The sequence below is a fragment of the Galbibacter pacificus genome (genome assembly GCF_029603165.1).
GTDB lineage: Bacteria > Bacteroidota > Bacteroidia > Flavobacteriales > Flavobacteriaceae > Galbibacter > Galbibacter pacificus.
In genome coordinates this window covers 761,186-776,647 of record NZ_JAQSVC010000001.1, presented here as the reverse complement: position 1 = coordinate 776,647, position 15,462 = coordinate 761,186, and the positions used below count along the sequence as shown (strand labels likewise).

At 39.6% G+C, this 15,462-nt stretch carries 15 protein-coding genes; 4 read left to right on the top strand and 11 right to left on the bottom strand.

Annotated elements, in window-relative coordinates:
* Positions 1 to 9 precede the first annotated feature (9 nt).
* The 11 genes from PSF86_RS03140 to PSF86_RS03090 all read right to left on the bottom strand — a co-directional run bounded on the left by PSF86_RS03140 (position 10) and on the right by PSF86_RS03090 (position 10,429).
* The gene (locus PSF86_RS03140) at positions 10 to 363 is read right to left on the bottom strand and encodes a cupin domain-containing protein (protein ID WP_277898609.1); all 354 of its coding nucleotides are present in this window, start codon (positions 361 to 363) and stop codon (positions 10 to 12) included.
* 86 nt (positions 364 to 449) lie between these two features.
* Positions 450 to 1,247 (bottom strand): AraC family transcriptional regulator, encoded by a 798-nt coding sequence (locus PSF86_RS03135; protein ID WP_277898608.1) that lies wholly within the window; start codon positions 1,245 to 1,247, stop codon positions 450 to 452.
* Between the two features lie 2 nt (positions 1,248 to 1,249).
* Positions 1,250 to 1,522 carry a Kazal-type serine protease inhibitor family protein gene (locus tag PSF86_RS03130; RefSeq protein WP_277898607.1) on the bottom strand — a complete coding sequence of 91 codons (273 nt, stop codon included), beginning with the start codon at positions 1,520 to 1,522 and terminating at the stop codon, positions 1,250 to 1,252.
* A 25-nt stretch (positions 1,523 to 1,547) separates the two neighbouring features.
* Positions 1,548 to 1,931 (bottom strand): DoxX family protein, encoded by a 384-nt coding sequence (locus tag PSF86_RS03125; RefSeq protein WP_277898606.1) that lies wholly within the window; start codon positions 1,929 to 1,931, stop codon positions 1,548 to 1,550.
* Between the two features lie 213 nt (positions 1,932 to 2,144).
* Positions 2,145 to 3,062 carry a PorP/SprF family type IX secretion system membrane protein gene (locus PSF86_RS03120; RefSeq protein WP_277898605.1) on the bottom strand — a complete coding sequence of 306 codons (918 nt, stop codon included), beginning with the start codon at positions 3,060 to 3,062 and terminating at the stop codon, positions 2,145 to 2,147.
* A 1-nt stretch (position 3,063) separates the two neighbouring features.
* Positions 3,064 to 6,828 (bottom strand): T9SS type B sorting domain-containing protein, encoded by a 3,765-nt coding sequence (locus PSF86_RS03115; RefSeq protein WP_277898604.1) that lies wholly within the window; start codon positions 6,826 to 6,828, stop codon positions 3,064 to 3,066.
* Positions 6,829 to 6,917: 89 nt separating this feature from the next.
* A complete protein-coding gene (locus PSF86_RS03110; RefSeq protein ID WP_277898603.1) occupies positions 6,918 to 7,472 on the bottom strand; it encodes a hypothetical protein in 555 nt (184 codons plus the stop codon).
* Between the two features lie 148 nt (positions 7,473 to 7,620).
* A complete protein-coding gene (locus PSF86_RS03105; RefSeq protein WP_277898602.1) occupies positions 7,621 to 9,300 on the bottom strand; it encodes an AraC family transcriptional regulator in 1,680 nt (559 codons plus the stop codon).
* Positions 9,301 to 9,406: 106 nt separating this feature from the next.
* Entirely contained in the window at positions 9,407 to 9,763 is a 357-nt protein-coding gene (locus PSF86_RS03100) for a hypothetical protein (RefSeq protein ID WP_277898601.1), read from the bottom strand.
* Between the two features lie 76 nt (positions 9,764 to 9,839).
* Complete coding sequence (locus PSF86_RS03095) at positions 9,840 to 10,079, bottom strand: DUF7218 family protein (RefSeq protein ID WP_277898600.1); 240 nt, start codon at positions 10,077 to 10,079, stop codon at positions 9,840 to 9,842.
* Positions 10,080 to 10,099: 20 nt separating this feature from the next.
* Positions 10,100 to 10,429 carry a four-helix bundle copper-binding protein gene (locus tag PSF86_RS03090; RefSeq protein ID WP_277898599.1) on the bottom strand — a complete coding sequence of 110 codons (330 nt, stop codon included), beginning with the start codon at positions 10,427 to 10,429 and terminating at the stop codon, positions 10,100 to 10,102.
* 415 nt (positions 10,430 to 10,844) lie between these two features.
* On the opposite strand from PSF86_RS03090, the gene udk reads away from it, so the two are divergent.
* The 4 genes from udk to scpA all read left to right on the top strand — a co-directional run bounded on the left by udk (position 10,845) and on the right by scpA (position 15,404).
* A complete protein-coding gene (udk, locus tag PSF86_RS03085) occupies positions 10,845 to 11,453 on the top strand; it encodes a uridine kinase (RefSeq protein ID WP_277898598.1) in 609 nt (202 codons plus the stop codon).
* Positions 11,454 to 11,455: 2 nt separating this feature from the next.
* Positions 11,456 to 11,782 carry an FtsB family cell division protein gene (locus PSF86_RS03080; RefSeq protein ID WP_277898597.1) on the top strand — a complete coding sequence of 109 codons (327 nt, stop codon included), beginning with the start codon at positions 11,456 to 11,458 and terminating at the stop codon, positions 11,780 to 11,782.
* Positions 11,783 to 11,910: 128 nt separating this feature from the next.
* Positions 11,911 to 13,284 carry a methylmalonyl-CoA mutase subunit beta gene (locus tag PSF86_RS03075; RefSeq protein ID WP_277898596.1) on the top strand — a complete coding sequence of 458 codons (1,374 nt, stop codon included), beginning with the start codon at positions 11,911 to 11,913 and terminating at the stop codon, positions 13,282 to 13,284.
* A complete protein-coding gene (gene scpA / locus PSF86_RS03070; RefSeq protein ID WP_277898595.1) occupies positions 13,281 to 15,404 on the top strand; it encodes a methylmalonyl-CoA mutase in 2,124 nt (707 codons plus the stop codon). Before PSF86_RS03075 ends, scpA begins: the two co-directional genes overlap by 4 nt.
* The last annotated feature ends 58 nt before the right edge of the window (positions 15,405 to 15,462 follow it).

Sequence of the window (15,462 nt, the reverse complement as noted above, 5' to 3'; positions counted from 1 at the left end):
TAAGTGCTTTTATAGTATTTCTACTTCTTGTGGAATGTTAAGGAGCAATTCGCAACCTTTAGCTGAGCTTACACCGTGCTTGCAATGTATTGGCGTATGCAAAAAATCGCCCGCCCCCATGTGTTCATCGTTGACTTTACAACTTCCTTTTAGCACAAAAATGTCTTCGCCACCCGGATGGTTGTGGTATGGATAAGAAGCCCCTGCCTCGAACTTTAATAAAATTGACGGGGAACGTTTGGCTTTTTCATCATATTTTAACGATTTTACATATACCCCCTGATATAAAATGCCCTTTTCGACCAAAGGTTTCCATGCTAGCGAACTGCTTTTTACAATTGAATTTTTAACGGTAACTTTCATGACTTTCTATTTTTTTATTACATCACAAATGTATGGAGCCACAGAACGTGAGAACATAGACAATTTCCAGAAAAGCATGTACTTTTTCAGTTTACAATTGCATATTGGGTTTGATAAGCTTTTGGTGACATTCCAACATACCTTTTAAAGAAATTTGAAAAATAAAACGGGTCGGAGAACCCTAAATTAAAAGCTACTTCCTTTACAATTAACTTTTCGTAGGTAAGAAGCCGTTTTGCCTCGGAAGCTATAAGTCCGTAAATAACATTTTGTGCAGTTTTTCCGGTAAATAATTTTGACTGCTCATTGAGCTTAGACTCTGTAGTTTCCAGCAATTGAGCATATTTGCTTATGGAATATTGCTCCTCAAAATTAGCACGCACCAGTTCCAGGAATTTCAGGAACAAGGCATCGGGTTTCCAGATTTCATTCCCTTGTTTTATTTTCGAACGGTTTATTTCAATTAAAACCAACTCGATTCTAGAATGAACAGAAATAAGATATTGATAAGGTTTTTGTTTTAACTCGTCTTCAATTTTTCGTAATTGTTCCTCCAAAAACTTGAAATTTTCTATCGTTATTACTTCATTCATGGCAAAGTGACAAAAGAGTCCATTTTGAAAAACGAGTTCTATATCATTATCATCTTTACAGAAATAATCCAAGGTAAATTCCAAAATATAACCTTTGGCATTATGGGCATTCTTAAAATAATGTACCTGCCCAGAAGTAATGGTTATAACAGCATGTGGTTCAAGTTTTAATTCCTTATCGTCTACTACAACAATTGCATTTCCAGAAGAACACCATATTAACACATACTTCATCATCCGTTTGGGTGTGGTAATATCTATATCTTCCCCGAAAGTTTCAATTGTTACCATTGCTATTTACCAATTTCACAAGCACCTTGGTCCCATGAGGTTACACCGCTATTTTTGGCCTGGCATGGATTGCTATAGGTTTTTCCATCGCAACCACAAACTGGGGCATATTCCATGGTACAAGGTCCATCGGTTATTGCAGAAGTGTCTATACAACCAAAACCTTTTTTGGCTCCGCATGCAGCTAATAGAATGACAAAGATAAAAATGCAAAAAAAAGCAAGGAGCCTTTTAACTCCTATGCTTCTTTTGGTATACGAACCATTTTTTTTCATAAATCGTACTTTAATTATTTTTCAGCTAGTCCATCAAAGGCTTATATTTATGACGGTTTTCGTAAAGTATCCAAAGTAAAATGGCAAATAATACAAGTGTTGTAACTAAACCACTGCTATCCACTACAACTGTTGTGTTTACCAGTAAAATACCTACCATTACCGGGAAGATAATCAATGCGCCCAAAGCTCTTGTTCTTGGAATAATAATTAATATTCCGCCCACAATCTCCGCTATGGCAACTAATGGCAAAAGCCAGGAAATTTCCATCATGGCCTGCATATCTTTCAAGAGGTTCTCGGGCATCTCTTCGGGCATTGGCATGTAATGTAAAAACTTATCTAGGCCCGCATTAATAAACATAAGCCCAAACAAAAGGGACAAAATAAAAAGAATGATTTTTTTCATCTTATTAAATTTTAAAGTTGGTTAATAATCAATTTAGTTTAAACAAAAACCTGTATAGATTTATACCGGAATTGTTTCAGTATAAAATTAATAAGAAATTTTCAATATAGAAGATGCAAGAACCATCAATAAAAAGGGGCGATTGCGACAACTGCTTTTCGTTATTATAAAATAAATGCTCAAGTTGGAAATCTCAAAAATATATTCCTACTTTCAACTATTATTATACCCCTTACCAAAACGGTAACTTAAAGACAGTCCATGTGTATTGGTAAGGGGCGAATTTGATATTCTATAGTTGTAGGAATAAATAATCCTAAAATTATTGAGCAGGTAAAATCCTGCCAAAAAATTAAACATGGAAGTGGTCCTGTACCCTGCTCCAATTTCAACTTTGTTCCTATAACTCACCAAAAGGTTTATATCCAATTGCATGGGTACCCCTTCTTCATATTTAAGGAGTGCATTGGGTTTTATCATATAATCTTCCAAAATATTTCCGTAAAACCGATATCCAAAATAAGCATAATACGGACTCTGAAGATTAATACTTTTATCTGAGGCCAATGTATTTCCCAGTACATTCGGTGCAGAAATACCAAAGTAAACATCCCGTCGGTTGTATAAAAAGCCAACGCCAATGGTTGGAATATTTACGTTGATATTTTCATCAAAATTTGGATCGTCCTGTAGCCCCAGTTCCAATAAATTTTCGCGGTACGATAAAAACCCGGCCGTTATTCCAAAAGAAATCACCTGCGGATTTGCCTGAAACCATCTTGGCTGATCGTAATCGTGTCCCAGGCGTATTTTATAGGCATACGATGCGAAAACCTGCGTTGCTTGTGTAACTCCTATTTCATCGTTTAAAATACCGCCACCAAATCCCATTTTTCCACGGTTTATAGACGAATTAAACGTTCCTGTAAAAGTTCTCGGACTTCCCTCAATAGAATTTCCCATCCCTTGGTTCGTCATAACGATTTCAGTTTCTGTATACAAACCTGCATGTGCCGGATTAATTAGCAATGCATTATACATATAGTCTGAATATGTAGGTGTTTGCTGTGCCGTAATGGGCATAATTGCAATAAAAAGAATTGAAAATATTATAATTTTTAACTGTTTCATATTAATTTTTTAGCACAATAAATCCTTGCATGTTAGATTGATTGGTGGTAATTGAATAAAAATAAGTGCCGTCAGGAAGTTTATTGGCTCCCAAACTTCCCAACCTGTTTGCGGTTCCCCTAAAAACTTGGTTTTGGTTATCATAACCGTTTACCTCAAAAACCTTATCGCCCCATCGGTTGTATACCGCAACCGTATTATCGGGATATGCTTCTATTCCGGGGATTTCCCAATAATCATTAATCCCGTCCCCATTGGGTGAAATTCCATATTTGGTTTTATTGCTGATTGAATGTGACGCAATTGTACTAAAACTATATTCATTGCATCCCGAAGCGGATCCAGATTGATTATACGGAACCACTCTTACATATAGTTGAGTGTCTTTCGGAAGTTCTTCCGTAAAAACATACGAAGTCACATTGCCAACGTCCAGATTATCGATCAGGTCATTTCCTGCGGAAGTCGTCCCGACAGAAAGGCGGTAACCCGTGGCCGTGGCGACCGATTGCCATTCCAGACCCGTACTTACCGATACGTCCGTGGCATTGTCCAACGGTTGAAGCAAGGAAGTACAATCGGGGATTTCAATCAGTTTTTCGGTCGTAAAAACGCTTTCCGAACAGCCCTCTGCATCGCCGGCCGAGTTGTACGGCGTAATGCTTACGTAAACGGTCGTTTCCTCGGGAAGCTCTTCAGTAAAAACATACGAAGTCACATTGCCGACATCTTCATCAGCCACCAAATCCGTTCCGCCTGAAAAAGTCCCGACAGAAAGGCGGTAGCCCGTGGCCGTGGCGACCGATTGCCATTCCAAACTTGTGTTTATCGATACGTCCGTGGCATTGTCCAACGGTTGAAGCAAGGAAGTACAATCGGGGATTTCAACCAGTTTTTCGGTCGTGAAAACGCTTTCCGAACAGCCCTGCGTATCGCCGGCCGAGTTGTACGGCGTAATGCTTACGTAAACGGTCGTTTCCTCGGGAAGCTCTTCAGTAAAAACATACGAAGTCACATTGCCGACATCTTCATCAGCCACCAAATCCGTTCCACCTGAAAAAGTCCCGACAGAAAGGCGGTAGCCCGTGGCCGTGGCGACAGATTGCCATTCCAGACCCGTGCTTACCGATACGTCCGTGGCGTTGTCCAACGGTTGAAGCAAGGAAGTACAATCGGGGATTTCAATCAGTTTTTCAGTCGTGAAAACGCTTTCCGAACAGCCCTCTGCATCGCCCGCCGAGTTGTACGGCGTAACGCTTATGTAAACGGTCGTTTCCTCGGGAAGTTCTTCCGTAAAAACATACGAAGTTGTGTTGCCAACATCTTCATTAGCCACCAAATCCGTTCCACCTGAAAAAGTCCCGACAGAAAGGCGGTAGCCCGTGGCCGTGGCGACCGACTGCCATTCCAGACCCGTGCTTACCGATACGCCCGTGGCATTGTCCAACGGTTGAAGCAATGATGTGCAATCAGGGATTTCAACCAGTTTTTCGGTCGTGAAAACGCTTTCCGAACAGCCCTCTGCATCGCCCGCCGAGTTGTACGGCGTAACGCTTACGTAAACGGTCGTTTCCTCGGGAAGCTCTTCCGTAAAAACAAACGAAGTTACATTGCCGACATCTTCATCAGCCACCAAATCCGTTCCACCTGAAAAAGTCCCGACAGATAGGCGGTAGCCCGTGGCCGTGGCGACCGACTGCCATTCCAGACCCGTGCTTACCGATACGCCCGTGGCATTGTCCAACGGTTGAAGCAAGGAAGTACAATCGGGAACATCTATGATCGTAAAAGACTCTTCAATACATCCATTAAGATTCCCATCGTTGTTATATGGAATAATGTTTACAAAAACTTCTGCTCCAAAAGGGAAATCATCATCAAATTCATAACGATTAACCTTCCCCACATCTAAATCGCTCACAATATCTACGCCTCCCGAAGTACTTCCTACCCTTAGAATATAACCACAAGCACCTTCGGTTTCTGTCCATTTTATTTCAGCATCTATAGGTACATTTGTGGCTCCATTTATTGGAGAAGATAAGTTTACACATACCATTGGACCAGCACCATTTACCGATACAGTAATTATATTACGTTCCAACAACAAATTCTTGCTGTTCCTACCGGGTGGATCGGCATTTTCAAAAGGGACCAAATCGCTGGTAATCTCACAATAATATTCAGCTTCATCGCAAGCACTTAGATTTTCTAATTCTAAATTTGGAGAATCCGGAGCATTGGGAATGGCCATCCCGTCTTTAAACCATTTGTAATGGTTTTGCTTTCCGCTCACGGTGGTGGTCAATGTTATGGTTTCCCCGGCATTGGCCGTTATGGTTTCTTCGGTATCGACCTTTGCCTGTGGCGCATATCTGTATGAATAAGAAGCTATTAAACCGTCTGTTCTCATTTGAAGATAGTCGGCATGTTGCTCTTCAAAATCCCCAAATTCAAAAGCATTGCTCGAAAAATCCAATGAAAAGCTTTGTGTTTGCCCTGTAACTACCAATTCCGTAAAGTCTGGTACTTTACCCGAAAGATTGTTGCCATTTACCTCTACCCAATTGTTATTTCCCAATCCGCCGTCATTTTTTCTTATCTCGAAATACTGCTGTAGAATATCATTATCCAATTCGTTCCAACCTGCTTCCAATTTCTCCAGCGTTATACAATTGCTAATGTCCAACGTGGTTAAATTATTACTTTCTACGCTCAGCCAATTTACTTTTGTATTTTGTGTTAAGTCTAGTGTTGATAAATCGTTTCGGTTAACGTATATGGAAGTAAGTTCGGTGTTTTGTGTTACATCAAGCGATGTCATTCTGTTATTGCGCAAAGACAAAAGCTGCAACTTCGGGTTTTTTGTAATGTCTATGATCAATGGAGCCGTTTGCGCATCAGAAATCTGTAAGTGTTTTAGGTTCGGGACCATATCAAAAGACATTGGAGCAATTAAATCGTGATTTGAGATAACAAGTTTGGCAAACGTTTCTGTATGGGGCAATTCAAGGCTTTGTATTCCCGTATACCACAAATTCAATTCTTCCAAAGCTGTATAATCAACAAGGAGCCCATTAAAACTTGTTACATTTATGCCCTGAATGGTAAAACTTTTAAGTACTTCTTTTTCATTGGGCATTGTTAAGTTGGTTGAACCTTTGTTGTATGACAGATCAAACTCTTCCAAGCCGTTTAATTGAGAAATATCGATGTTTTCTAAAATCAAATCTTCGAGTTCTATCGACCTTAGAGTAGAGGTTACGGGAAAGACTATATTGTTAAAATTATGCGCTTTTAATATTTGCAGGTCTTCCAGGTTTATGTTTGCCGAAAGGTCCAATTGTGTTATTGGCCTGTCGTAATCTGTACTATTAAATACATCTTCGTCGATATGGAGCACCTGCAATGCCACATTTTTGGAAAAATCCAGTGATGCTAAAATTTTATTATCCCGGCAATAAAAGCGTTTAAGTTTGGTAAGTGTATTTAAAGGAAGCGTTGCAAATTGATTGTCCCTAAGGTTAAGCATTACTACATTTACAAAAGCTTCCAAGCCGGAGAAATCGGTAATATCATTTCTTGAGAAATCCAGTTCGGTCACGGCAGCCGCATCGCTGTTTAAAATATTTCCGTTAAGGCCATTGGTATCGTAACCCGCATCTATCAGGAATTGTTCAAAGTTTACATCGGGAACCGGAGTTGTTTGTGCATTGGCCGACAAAAAAAAGCCCAACGCCAAGAGAATCGGCAATTTTATTTTCATTTTTTTTTACTTGATTCAGGGTTTTCAAGGCGCAAGTATAAACAAGCACCGACTAAAAAGCGTTCCACCCGCACGGATGGCACTTCTTTTTAAGGTAATGCGGTCTGCTTATCGGCAAGGACTTCATCGCATGCTATGCCCCAGCAGGCCTCGCAAGGTTCGTTTACAATGGAAAAACTATCTTTTTTATAAGAAGCTACATAAGGAAAATCTGTAGTGAAGCCCCCGGAATACACTGTGACCCAATGCCCAATTCCATTTTCTTCATCGCTCCATACAAACCGGATATCCTGCAATTTTTCGGATTCCGACCAATTCCATTTGGCCCTTAAAAAAAGAGTGTCGGCCACTTTCATGGCTTCCACAACCTTTAGTTCGAAAGTTTTGTGCCCTTCATCGATTACAAGCCGGTACCCATTTTCATTTTTATGGATAGACAACATTGTATTGGCAGCGTTACACGGATTGAAAATCACCAAATTACCTTCATTTTTGGTAAGTTTCACCCACTTTTGTGGCAATTTGCTTAAATCGAACTGAAGTTTGTTCTCCCGGTTACACGAAACCAGAAAGGTAGACATGGCCAATAAAATAGTTAAAACCAATAAAATGGACAGGGCCATTAAAAACAATATTCTTTTCATTGTACTTTGTTTAGGATTCCAAAACCCGCCCAAGGCAGTATTATGGAACGGTACAATATTAGAGAAGCCTCATTGTAAAAATGTGCCATCCGAACGAATGACACCAGTAATTTAGTCCTAAGTGCCTATTTCGATCCCCTTGTATTGATTATGCGTCTTCGAAGTTATTTTCTTTTCGGAATTGAGAAGGTGTGAGTCCGGTATGGTTTTTAAAAACCCGGTTGAAAGACGTTTTGCTTTTAAATCCGGCCTCGTAACCAATAGCCAGAACCTTGTAATCTTTATAGCGGATATCCCGCATGAGTTTTTGTGCTTCGTTTACCCGATAAATATTAATGAAGTTGTAAAAATTCTGTTCAAAACAAAAGTTCAATACTTCAGATAAGTGATGCGTGCTCATTTTTAGTTTTGTTGCCAAATCGGATTGGCTGATGTCAAAATCCAGATACGGCTTTTCTTTTTCCATATGGTCCAGAATACCATTCATATACCGCTTGCGATCTTGCTGCGTTAAAGATGAATTTTTGTATTGAGGCCCTCTTTTTATGGTTTTTTGTACTTCTTCATTTCTTTCCCGGTATTTTTCGGCAAGTTCCTTCATTTTGGTTTTCAAGGCTTTGTTTTCATCAAAAAGAATATCGAAATTTTGTTTAAAACGTAACCGTTCCTTTTCTACCTTTCTTTTCTTACGGATAAAGAAAAAAAGCATTCCACCCAAAAAAACAATAGCCGTGCCGCTCCCAATTATCAACTTTTCTTTGTTCCTGTTGGATGATGCAGCTGTTTCAAGTTGATTTTCTATAATTTTCTTTTCCTGTCCGGCCTCATATTTAACATCGAGCTTCCCGGCGGCGGCAATATCTTTTAAAGAACTTTCGCTTAAATGTGCGTACATTTCCTGCTCTTTTAAAGATTTTTGGTATTCCCCTTTCAGTTCGTATGCCCTTCCAAGGTGCAAATGACATACCTTTTGAACTTCCTTGTCGTTTTGGGCCGTGGCTATTTCCAGTGCTTCAGAAAGATACTGGATGGCCTTTTGTGCATTTTTCTTTTTCACATAAGCCATTCCAAGGTTTAACATGGTAATGGCCCTTTTATTGCCCGGTTGATGGGCATTGCTGTATTGTGCCGCAGCTGTTTCGGTTTTTATAACCTCATCATATTTTCCCTGTTTGTAATAAGCATTGGCAATGTTGTCCAGCGCAGTAAGTACAATCTCGTGATTTTGTAGCTTCTCCCCTAGATTTTTCATCTTCATTAAATAATCAATGGCCTTTTCTTCTTCGCCCAATTTAGAATATGCATTGCTCAAAATATTGTATGCGGCCACTTTGGAGATTCCCGAAACATTATAAAGTTCAGATAAAACCAATACTTCTTCCATGGCCTTAATTGCTTTTTGGTAAGACCCGATGTTGTTGTATACGTTACCTATATTTACTAAAATGGATATTTTGGTCTTCTCTTTTTCCGGAAGGGAATCGCACACGGTCAATGCTTTATGGTAAAGCGAGAGGGAATTTTCGTATTCATCAACTATATCATAATAAATACCAAGGTTTATCAAAGCCTTGACCTGAACTTCTTTTAAATTGTAATATTGTGCCACAAGTAGCGTAGAGTCGTTGTATACCTTGAAGACAGGAAAGTCCCTTAGCTCATAATATTCATGGGCTTTATTTAAATAAGCATTGCACCTTAACCCGGGAATAGAAACGGTATCCAGCCATTTTTTGGTGGTGCTTTTTCTTTCTTGAGAAAAACCAATAAGGCCTATAAATAACAGCGTAAAAAGAAGATATTTCTTATAAAGGTAAAGGTAGTACACGGTTTTAGTTAGTCGGTTTTTTGTTTAATGTTTTGGTGGTACAAGGTAGAAAAATCTACGTTTCCAGAAAGCATCTGGCTCAAAAAACTATCAACCAACTTTTTATCTAAACTTTATAAGCTTGTTTTTCTTCTAATTGTATCACGGTTGATGCCCCGATGACGTTTTCGCAGTTTTTTATTAACTTCTTTAGCATCCACACCACTCTTTTCATTTTTGCCGAAGCTTGAAAATTTTGTATAAACCGTTCTGTTTCTTCAATGCAATAGGCGCAATATTTCTTGGTAAAACGGTTGTTCGCATTTTGAAGCTTTGCATTAAGCTGGTAGATATCGATTAAGAATTTTAATTGTTTCCTGCACTCCTCTGTATATTCGTCTTTTTTTAGTGAAGCAAGCGTTTTGTTTAAAAATTTAATGTACGATTCATCCCTGTTCCCGTACAAATGATATGATGCTTTCATAGTTGTGGCCGTTAAAATTATTTACCCATTGTTTAAAGTATCATTATATCAAAATAATAGGTATTGTATTTGCCAATTAATTATTACGCAAAGCATGTATAAGCTCTTTCTTGCTCATTTTGGACCGCCCGGAAATTCCTACTTTTTTAGCCTGATCGTACAAATTGTCTTTGGTCCAGTCTTCATATTTCTTTGCTTTTCCCCCTTTTTTTCCAGAGTTTGGCGTATTGGCTATCCGCGCTGCTTTTTGCTTGCTGTATCCCTTATCGCGCAGGGCCTCGTACTTGTCTTCATCTTTAATTCTCGGATTTGGCATTGTCTTACATTTAAGGTTAATTATGCTACTTTTACTTCTTGTAGGTATTCCTGACAAGATTCTGCGCATTTTTTACATATTCTTGCGCATTCACGGCAATGGTTCATCTCGTGTTTGCTGCATTCTTCCTCGCATTGCTGGCACACAAAAAAGCAGAAATTAATCAACCCTGAAGTATCTTTAAAATTGGTCGATAAAACTTCTGCAAGGGCATTGCACGTAGTTGCACAGACCCTGTCGAGTCTTATACAATCGCTCATGTCCATCTTTTCGTCCAAACATGCATCGGCGCAATGATTACATGCGGCAACACATTCGTATAAAATTTGTATTATATCGTTCTTTTTCATCTTTTTTAAGCTTTTTGTTATCTATATAAATTTACATAATCAATAACCGTAATACAATAACAATGAGTAGGTTTACCATACTTTTAGCATTCTTTTTCTTTCTTTTAACAATTGAACAGGGACTCGTTATTTGTTCATGCTTATAATTGTTATTAACTATATTTGAAATTCTCAACTCTCAACAACATAGCATCATGGCTAAATAACAGCATAACAATGACCAAAACATGAAACTCTGAACTACACCCCCCTTTCCTTATTTGCTTGTTAACATATTTCTTCATGACAATATCCGACTTCTCTCCCGATGCTATTGGTCGGGATCGAAGTAATTGAAGCTTTGAATCTCTGAGCCTTTGTAACTTTTAAAACAAAAAACCCTTAAAATTGTTATTTTTGTAAAAAATAAAACTATATGCTCATCATAGGGATTGCCGGAGGGACCGGTTGTGGAAAAACAACGGTAGTAAACCAAATAGTCAACGAACTTCCGGAGAACGAGGTCGGGGTGATTTCTCAAGATTCTTATTACAACGACACTTCGCACCTTAATTATGAAGAACGTACCAAAATAAATTTCGATCATCCAAGGGCCATCGATTTTGACCTTCTGTACGAGCACTTAAAAGCATTAAAGAACAATCAGGTCATTGAACAGCCCATATATTCTTTTGTAAAGCACAATCGTACACAGGATACCATTCTTACACATCCGCGGAAAGTAATGATCGTGGAAGGTATTTTAATATTGACAAACCCTAGACTACGGGAATTGTTCGATATCAAGATATTTGTTCATGCAGATTCAGACGAACGGTTGATAAGAAGGATTAAAAGGGATATTTCAGAACGTGGCAGGGATGTTGAAGAAGTATTGCTGCGCTACCAAAATACGCTCAAGCCCATGCACCAGCAATTTATTGAGCCTACCAAGGAATTTGCAGATATTATTATCCCGAACAATAGATACAATACCGTTGCCGTTGATATTGTACGCACCATTATAAATGAACGCCTGTTGTAATTATGACACTTAAAGAGATACGAAATTCGAGATGGTTTAGGTTTTTCAGCAATATTTACGTGCTGGTACTTACCGTATTTGTTATTTGGATGCTTTTTTTCGATACCAACTCTTGGTGGTTTACGCACCGGGAACTCAATAATGAAATAAAAAAATTACAGGAGCAAAAAATCCATTTAAAAGAAGCCATTGAAAAAGACAAGGCTACCTTAAAAAAATTAAACAGCAAACAGGACCTTGAAAAGTTTGCGCGGGAGCAATATTACCTTAAAAAAGAAGATGAAGAAATCTATCTTATTGAATATGAAGACAGCTTGGAGCAAAATTAATTTTAAGGCCCGCCAATCAATTTCTCCATGCTATTTGAAATCTAAGTAAACTACCGCAATATAAACCTGCGGGGCATTGAAAAGAAAACTTAAAAACATATCGCCCAAGGCGATAAAAACTAATCAATATGCAAAATTCACTTTTTAGCGACTTCCCCGGAGTACCTGAAAAACAGTGGAAACAAAAAATTCAGGTCGAACTGGATGGTGCCGATTACAATGAAACATTGCTTACCAGAACTCCCGAAGACATCAACATAAAACCTTTTTACTGTGCTACCAATGGTAAGGAACCTCAAATTTCCGTTAACCCAAAGTGGAACATTTGCGAGAAAATATATGTAACCCAAGAAGCAGGAGCCAATGCCAAAGCCTTGCGCAACATACAAAAAGGAACGGGAAGCCTTCATTTTATATTACCGGACAATACCACCGATTTTTCGGCACTTTTTAAGGATTTTCCTTTTAAATCGATTAAGTTGCACCTTGAGCCTCAATTTTTATCGGCTTCATATGTAAGAGATATTATTGCTTTTTTTTCTGATAAAGAGGCCAAGCTCCATCTTCATATAGACATTATTGGCCATTTGGCACAAACGGGGAACTGGTATAATAGTTTAAAGGATGATATGAAAGCCTTTGAGGAAATACATACATTGGCCAGCTCGTGTCCGCAAATTATAACAAACGTTGCCATAAATACATCATTGTACCAAAATGCGGGTGCAAACATGGTCCAACAATTGGCCTACGCAATGGCACATGCTAATGAATATTTAAACATACTTGACGGAAAGGCTTTCAAACCCTGCTTTTTAACCAGTGTAGGAAGTAATTATTTTTTTGAAATTGCCAAACTAAAAGCGCTACGCCTATTATGGGGCACGGTTGCAGAAGCATACAACAATCACCATGAAGCCCATGTTTATTGTATTCCTACCAAGCGCAACAAAACACTTTACGACTATAATGTTAACATGCTCCGTACCACTACGGAATACATGAGCGCCATTATCGGGGGCTCCAATACCATTTGTACACTTTTATATGATGCCATTTATCATAAAAACAACGAATTTGCCGGTCGGATTGCGCGAAACCAGTTGCTTATTTTAAAACACGAAAGCTATTTCGACAAGGTTCGTAACCCTTCCGATGGATCTTATTACATGGAATCTATTACTGATGAAATGGCAGAAAAAGCATTAACATTGTTCAAGCAAATAGAATCGGGAGGCGGTTTTCTGCAACAGTTGAAGGATCATGTAATTCAGAAAAAAATAAAAGAGAATGCCTTAAAAGAACAACAGGCCTTTGATGCCGGACAAAAAATACTGGTCGGGACCAATAAATACCAAAACGAAGAAGACCAAATGCAAGACCAATTGGAATTGTACCCCTTTGTAAAGACCGAAGTTAGAAAAACGCTTATCGCACCTATAATCGAACAACGGATTGCAGAAACATCAGAACAGCAACGCTTAAAAACAGAAAGCAAATGAAACGGAAGGAACTGCAACACATACGTCTAAAAAAAAGAAACGTCCAAAAAAAAGCAGAGCCCGGAGCTTTATACAAAACCGCGGAAGGCATTAACATAAAACCGGTTTATACAAAAGCAGACACCGAAAATTTAGGTCATCTCAATTTTGCTGCCGGGTTCCCGCCATATTTAAGGGGGCCGTACAGCACCATGTACGTACAAAAACCATGGACCATTAGGCAATATGCAGGCTTTTCAACCGCCGAAGACAGCAATGCTTTTTACAGGCGAAATCTTGCCGCCGGACAAAAGGGGCTCTCGGTAGCTTTCGACCTGGCCACGCACCGTGGTTACGATTCCGACCATGAACGTGTGGTTGGCGATGTGGGTAAAGCCGGGGTTGCCATCGATTCGGTAGAGGACATGAAAATTCTTTTCGACCACATTCCCCTTGAAAAAATGTCGGTTTCCATGACCATGAACGGGGCCGTACTTCCCATTATGGCGTTTTATATTGTAGCCGCCGAAGAACAGGGCGTACCTTTAAATACATTGTCGGGAACCATTCAAAATGATATTCTAAAGGAGTTTATGGTTCGTAATACTTATATCTACCCCCCTGCTCCTTCCATGAAAATTATTGCCGATATTTTTGAGTTTACCAGCAAGCACATGCCAAAATTCAACAGCATTAGCATTTCCGGTTACCATATGCAGGAAGCAGGTGCCACTGCCGATATTGAACTTGCCTATACCCTAGCCGACGGTCTGGAATACATAAAAACCGGATTGGCTACTGGCATGGACATTGACCGTTTTGCCCCGCGCTTATCTTTCTTCTGGGCAATTGGCATGAACCATTTTATGGAAATAGCCAAAATGCGGGCCGGAAGAATGCTTTGGGCAAAGCTGGTAAAACAGTTCAACCCCAAAAACCAAAAATCCCTATCGTTAAGAACACATTGCCAAACAAGTGGATGGAGCCTAACAGAGCAAGATCCATTTAACAATGTTGCACGCACCTGCATAGAGGCTTCTGCCGCTGTTTTTGGCGGAACACAATCGCTCCACACAAACGCCCTGGATGAAGCCATTGCACTGCCAACCGACTTTTCGGCAAGAATAGCAAGAAATACGCAATTATATTTACAAGAAGAAACTTTGATTACCAAAACCGTAGATCCTTGGGCCGGAAGTTATTACGTGGAAAGCCTTACCAATGAGATAGCAGAAAAGGCATGGAAACTTATTGAAGAAGTTGAAGAATTGGGGGGAATGACAAAAGCAATTGAAGCCGGAGTACCGAAAATGAGAATCGAACAGGCCGCCGCCAAAAAACAGGCCCGGATAGACAGTACACAGGATATTATTGTTGGTGTTAACAACTACAAACTGAAAAAAGAAGATCCCTTGCAAATTCTGGAAGTAGACAACCAAATGGTACGCAAACAGCAGGTGGAACGCTTGGATACTATTAAAAAGTCCAGAAATAAAGAAACCGTTATGGCTTCGTTGAAAAAATTAACCCAAGCAGCCAAGTCAAACGAAGGAAATTTATTAGCTTTAGCCGTAGAAGCCGCTAAACACCGGGCAACGCTGGGCGAAATTTCTTCTGCTTTAGAAGCAGTTTATGGTCGGTATAAAGCCAAGGTACAATCGTTTAGCGGGGTTTACGCCAAAGAAGTGAAAAACGACAAGAGTTTTGAAAAAGCCAAGGAATTAGCCAATCGTTTTGCCGAACAAGACGGAAGAAGGCCGCGCATACTTATCGCCAAAATGGGGCAAGACGGTCACGACCGGGGTGCCAAAGTAGTGGCTACAGGGTATGCAGATGTTGGTTTTGACGTGGATATTGGTCCGCTATTCCAAACCCCGCAGGAAGCGGCAAAACAAGCGGTGGAAAATGATGTGCACATTCTGGGGGTTTCTTCATTGGCGGGCGGACATAAAACACTGGTCCCGCAAGTAATTGAATCGTTGAAGAATTATGGCCGGGACGACATCATGGTAATTGTGGGGGGCGTTGTTCCCCAACAAGATTATCAATTTTTATTTGATGCCGGCGCCATAGCCGTATTTGGACCGGGAACAAAAATAAGCGATGCTGCAATTACCATTTTAGAAATTTTGATTGATTGATGGGGAATTAATGAATTAAGGTATAAGTGAAAAGGGATTAAGGGTTAGGAGTTAGTTA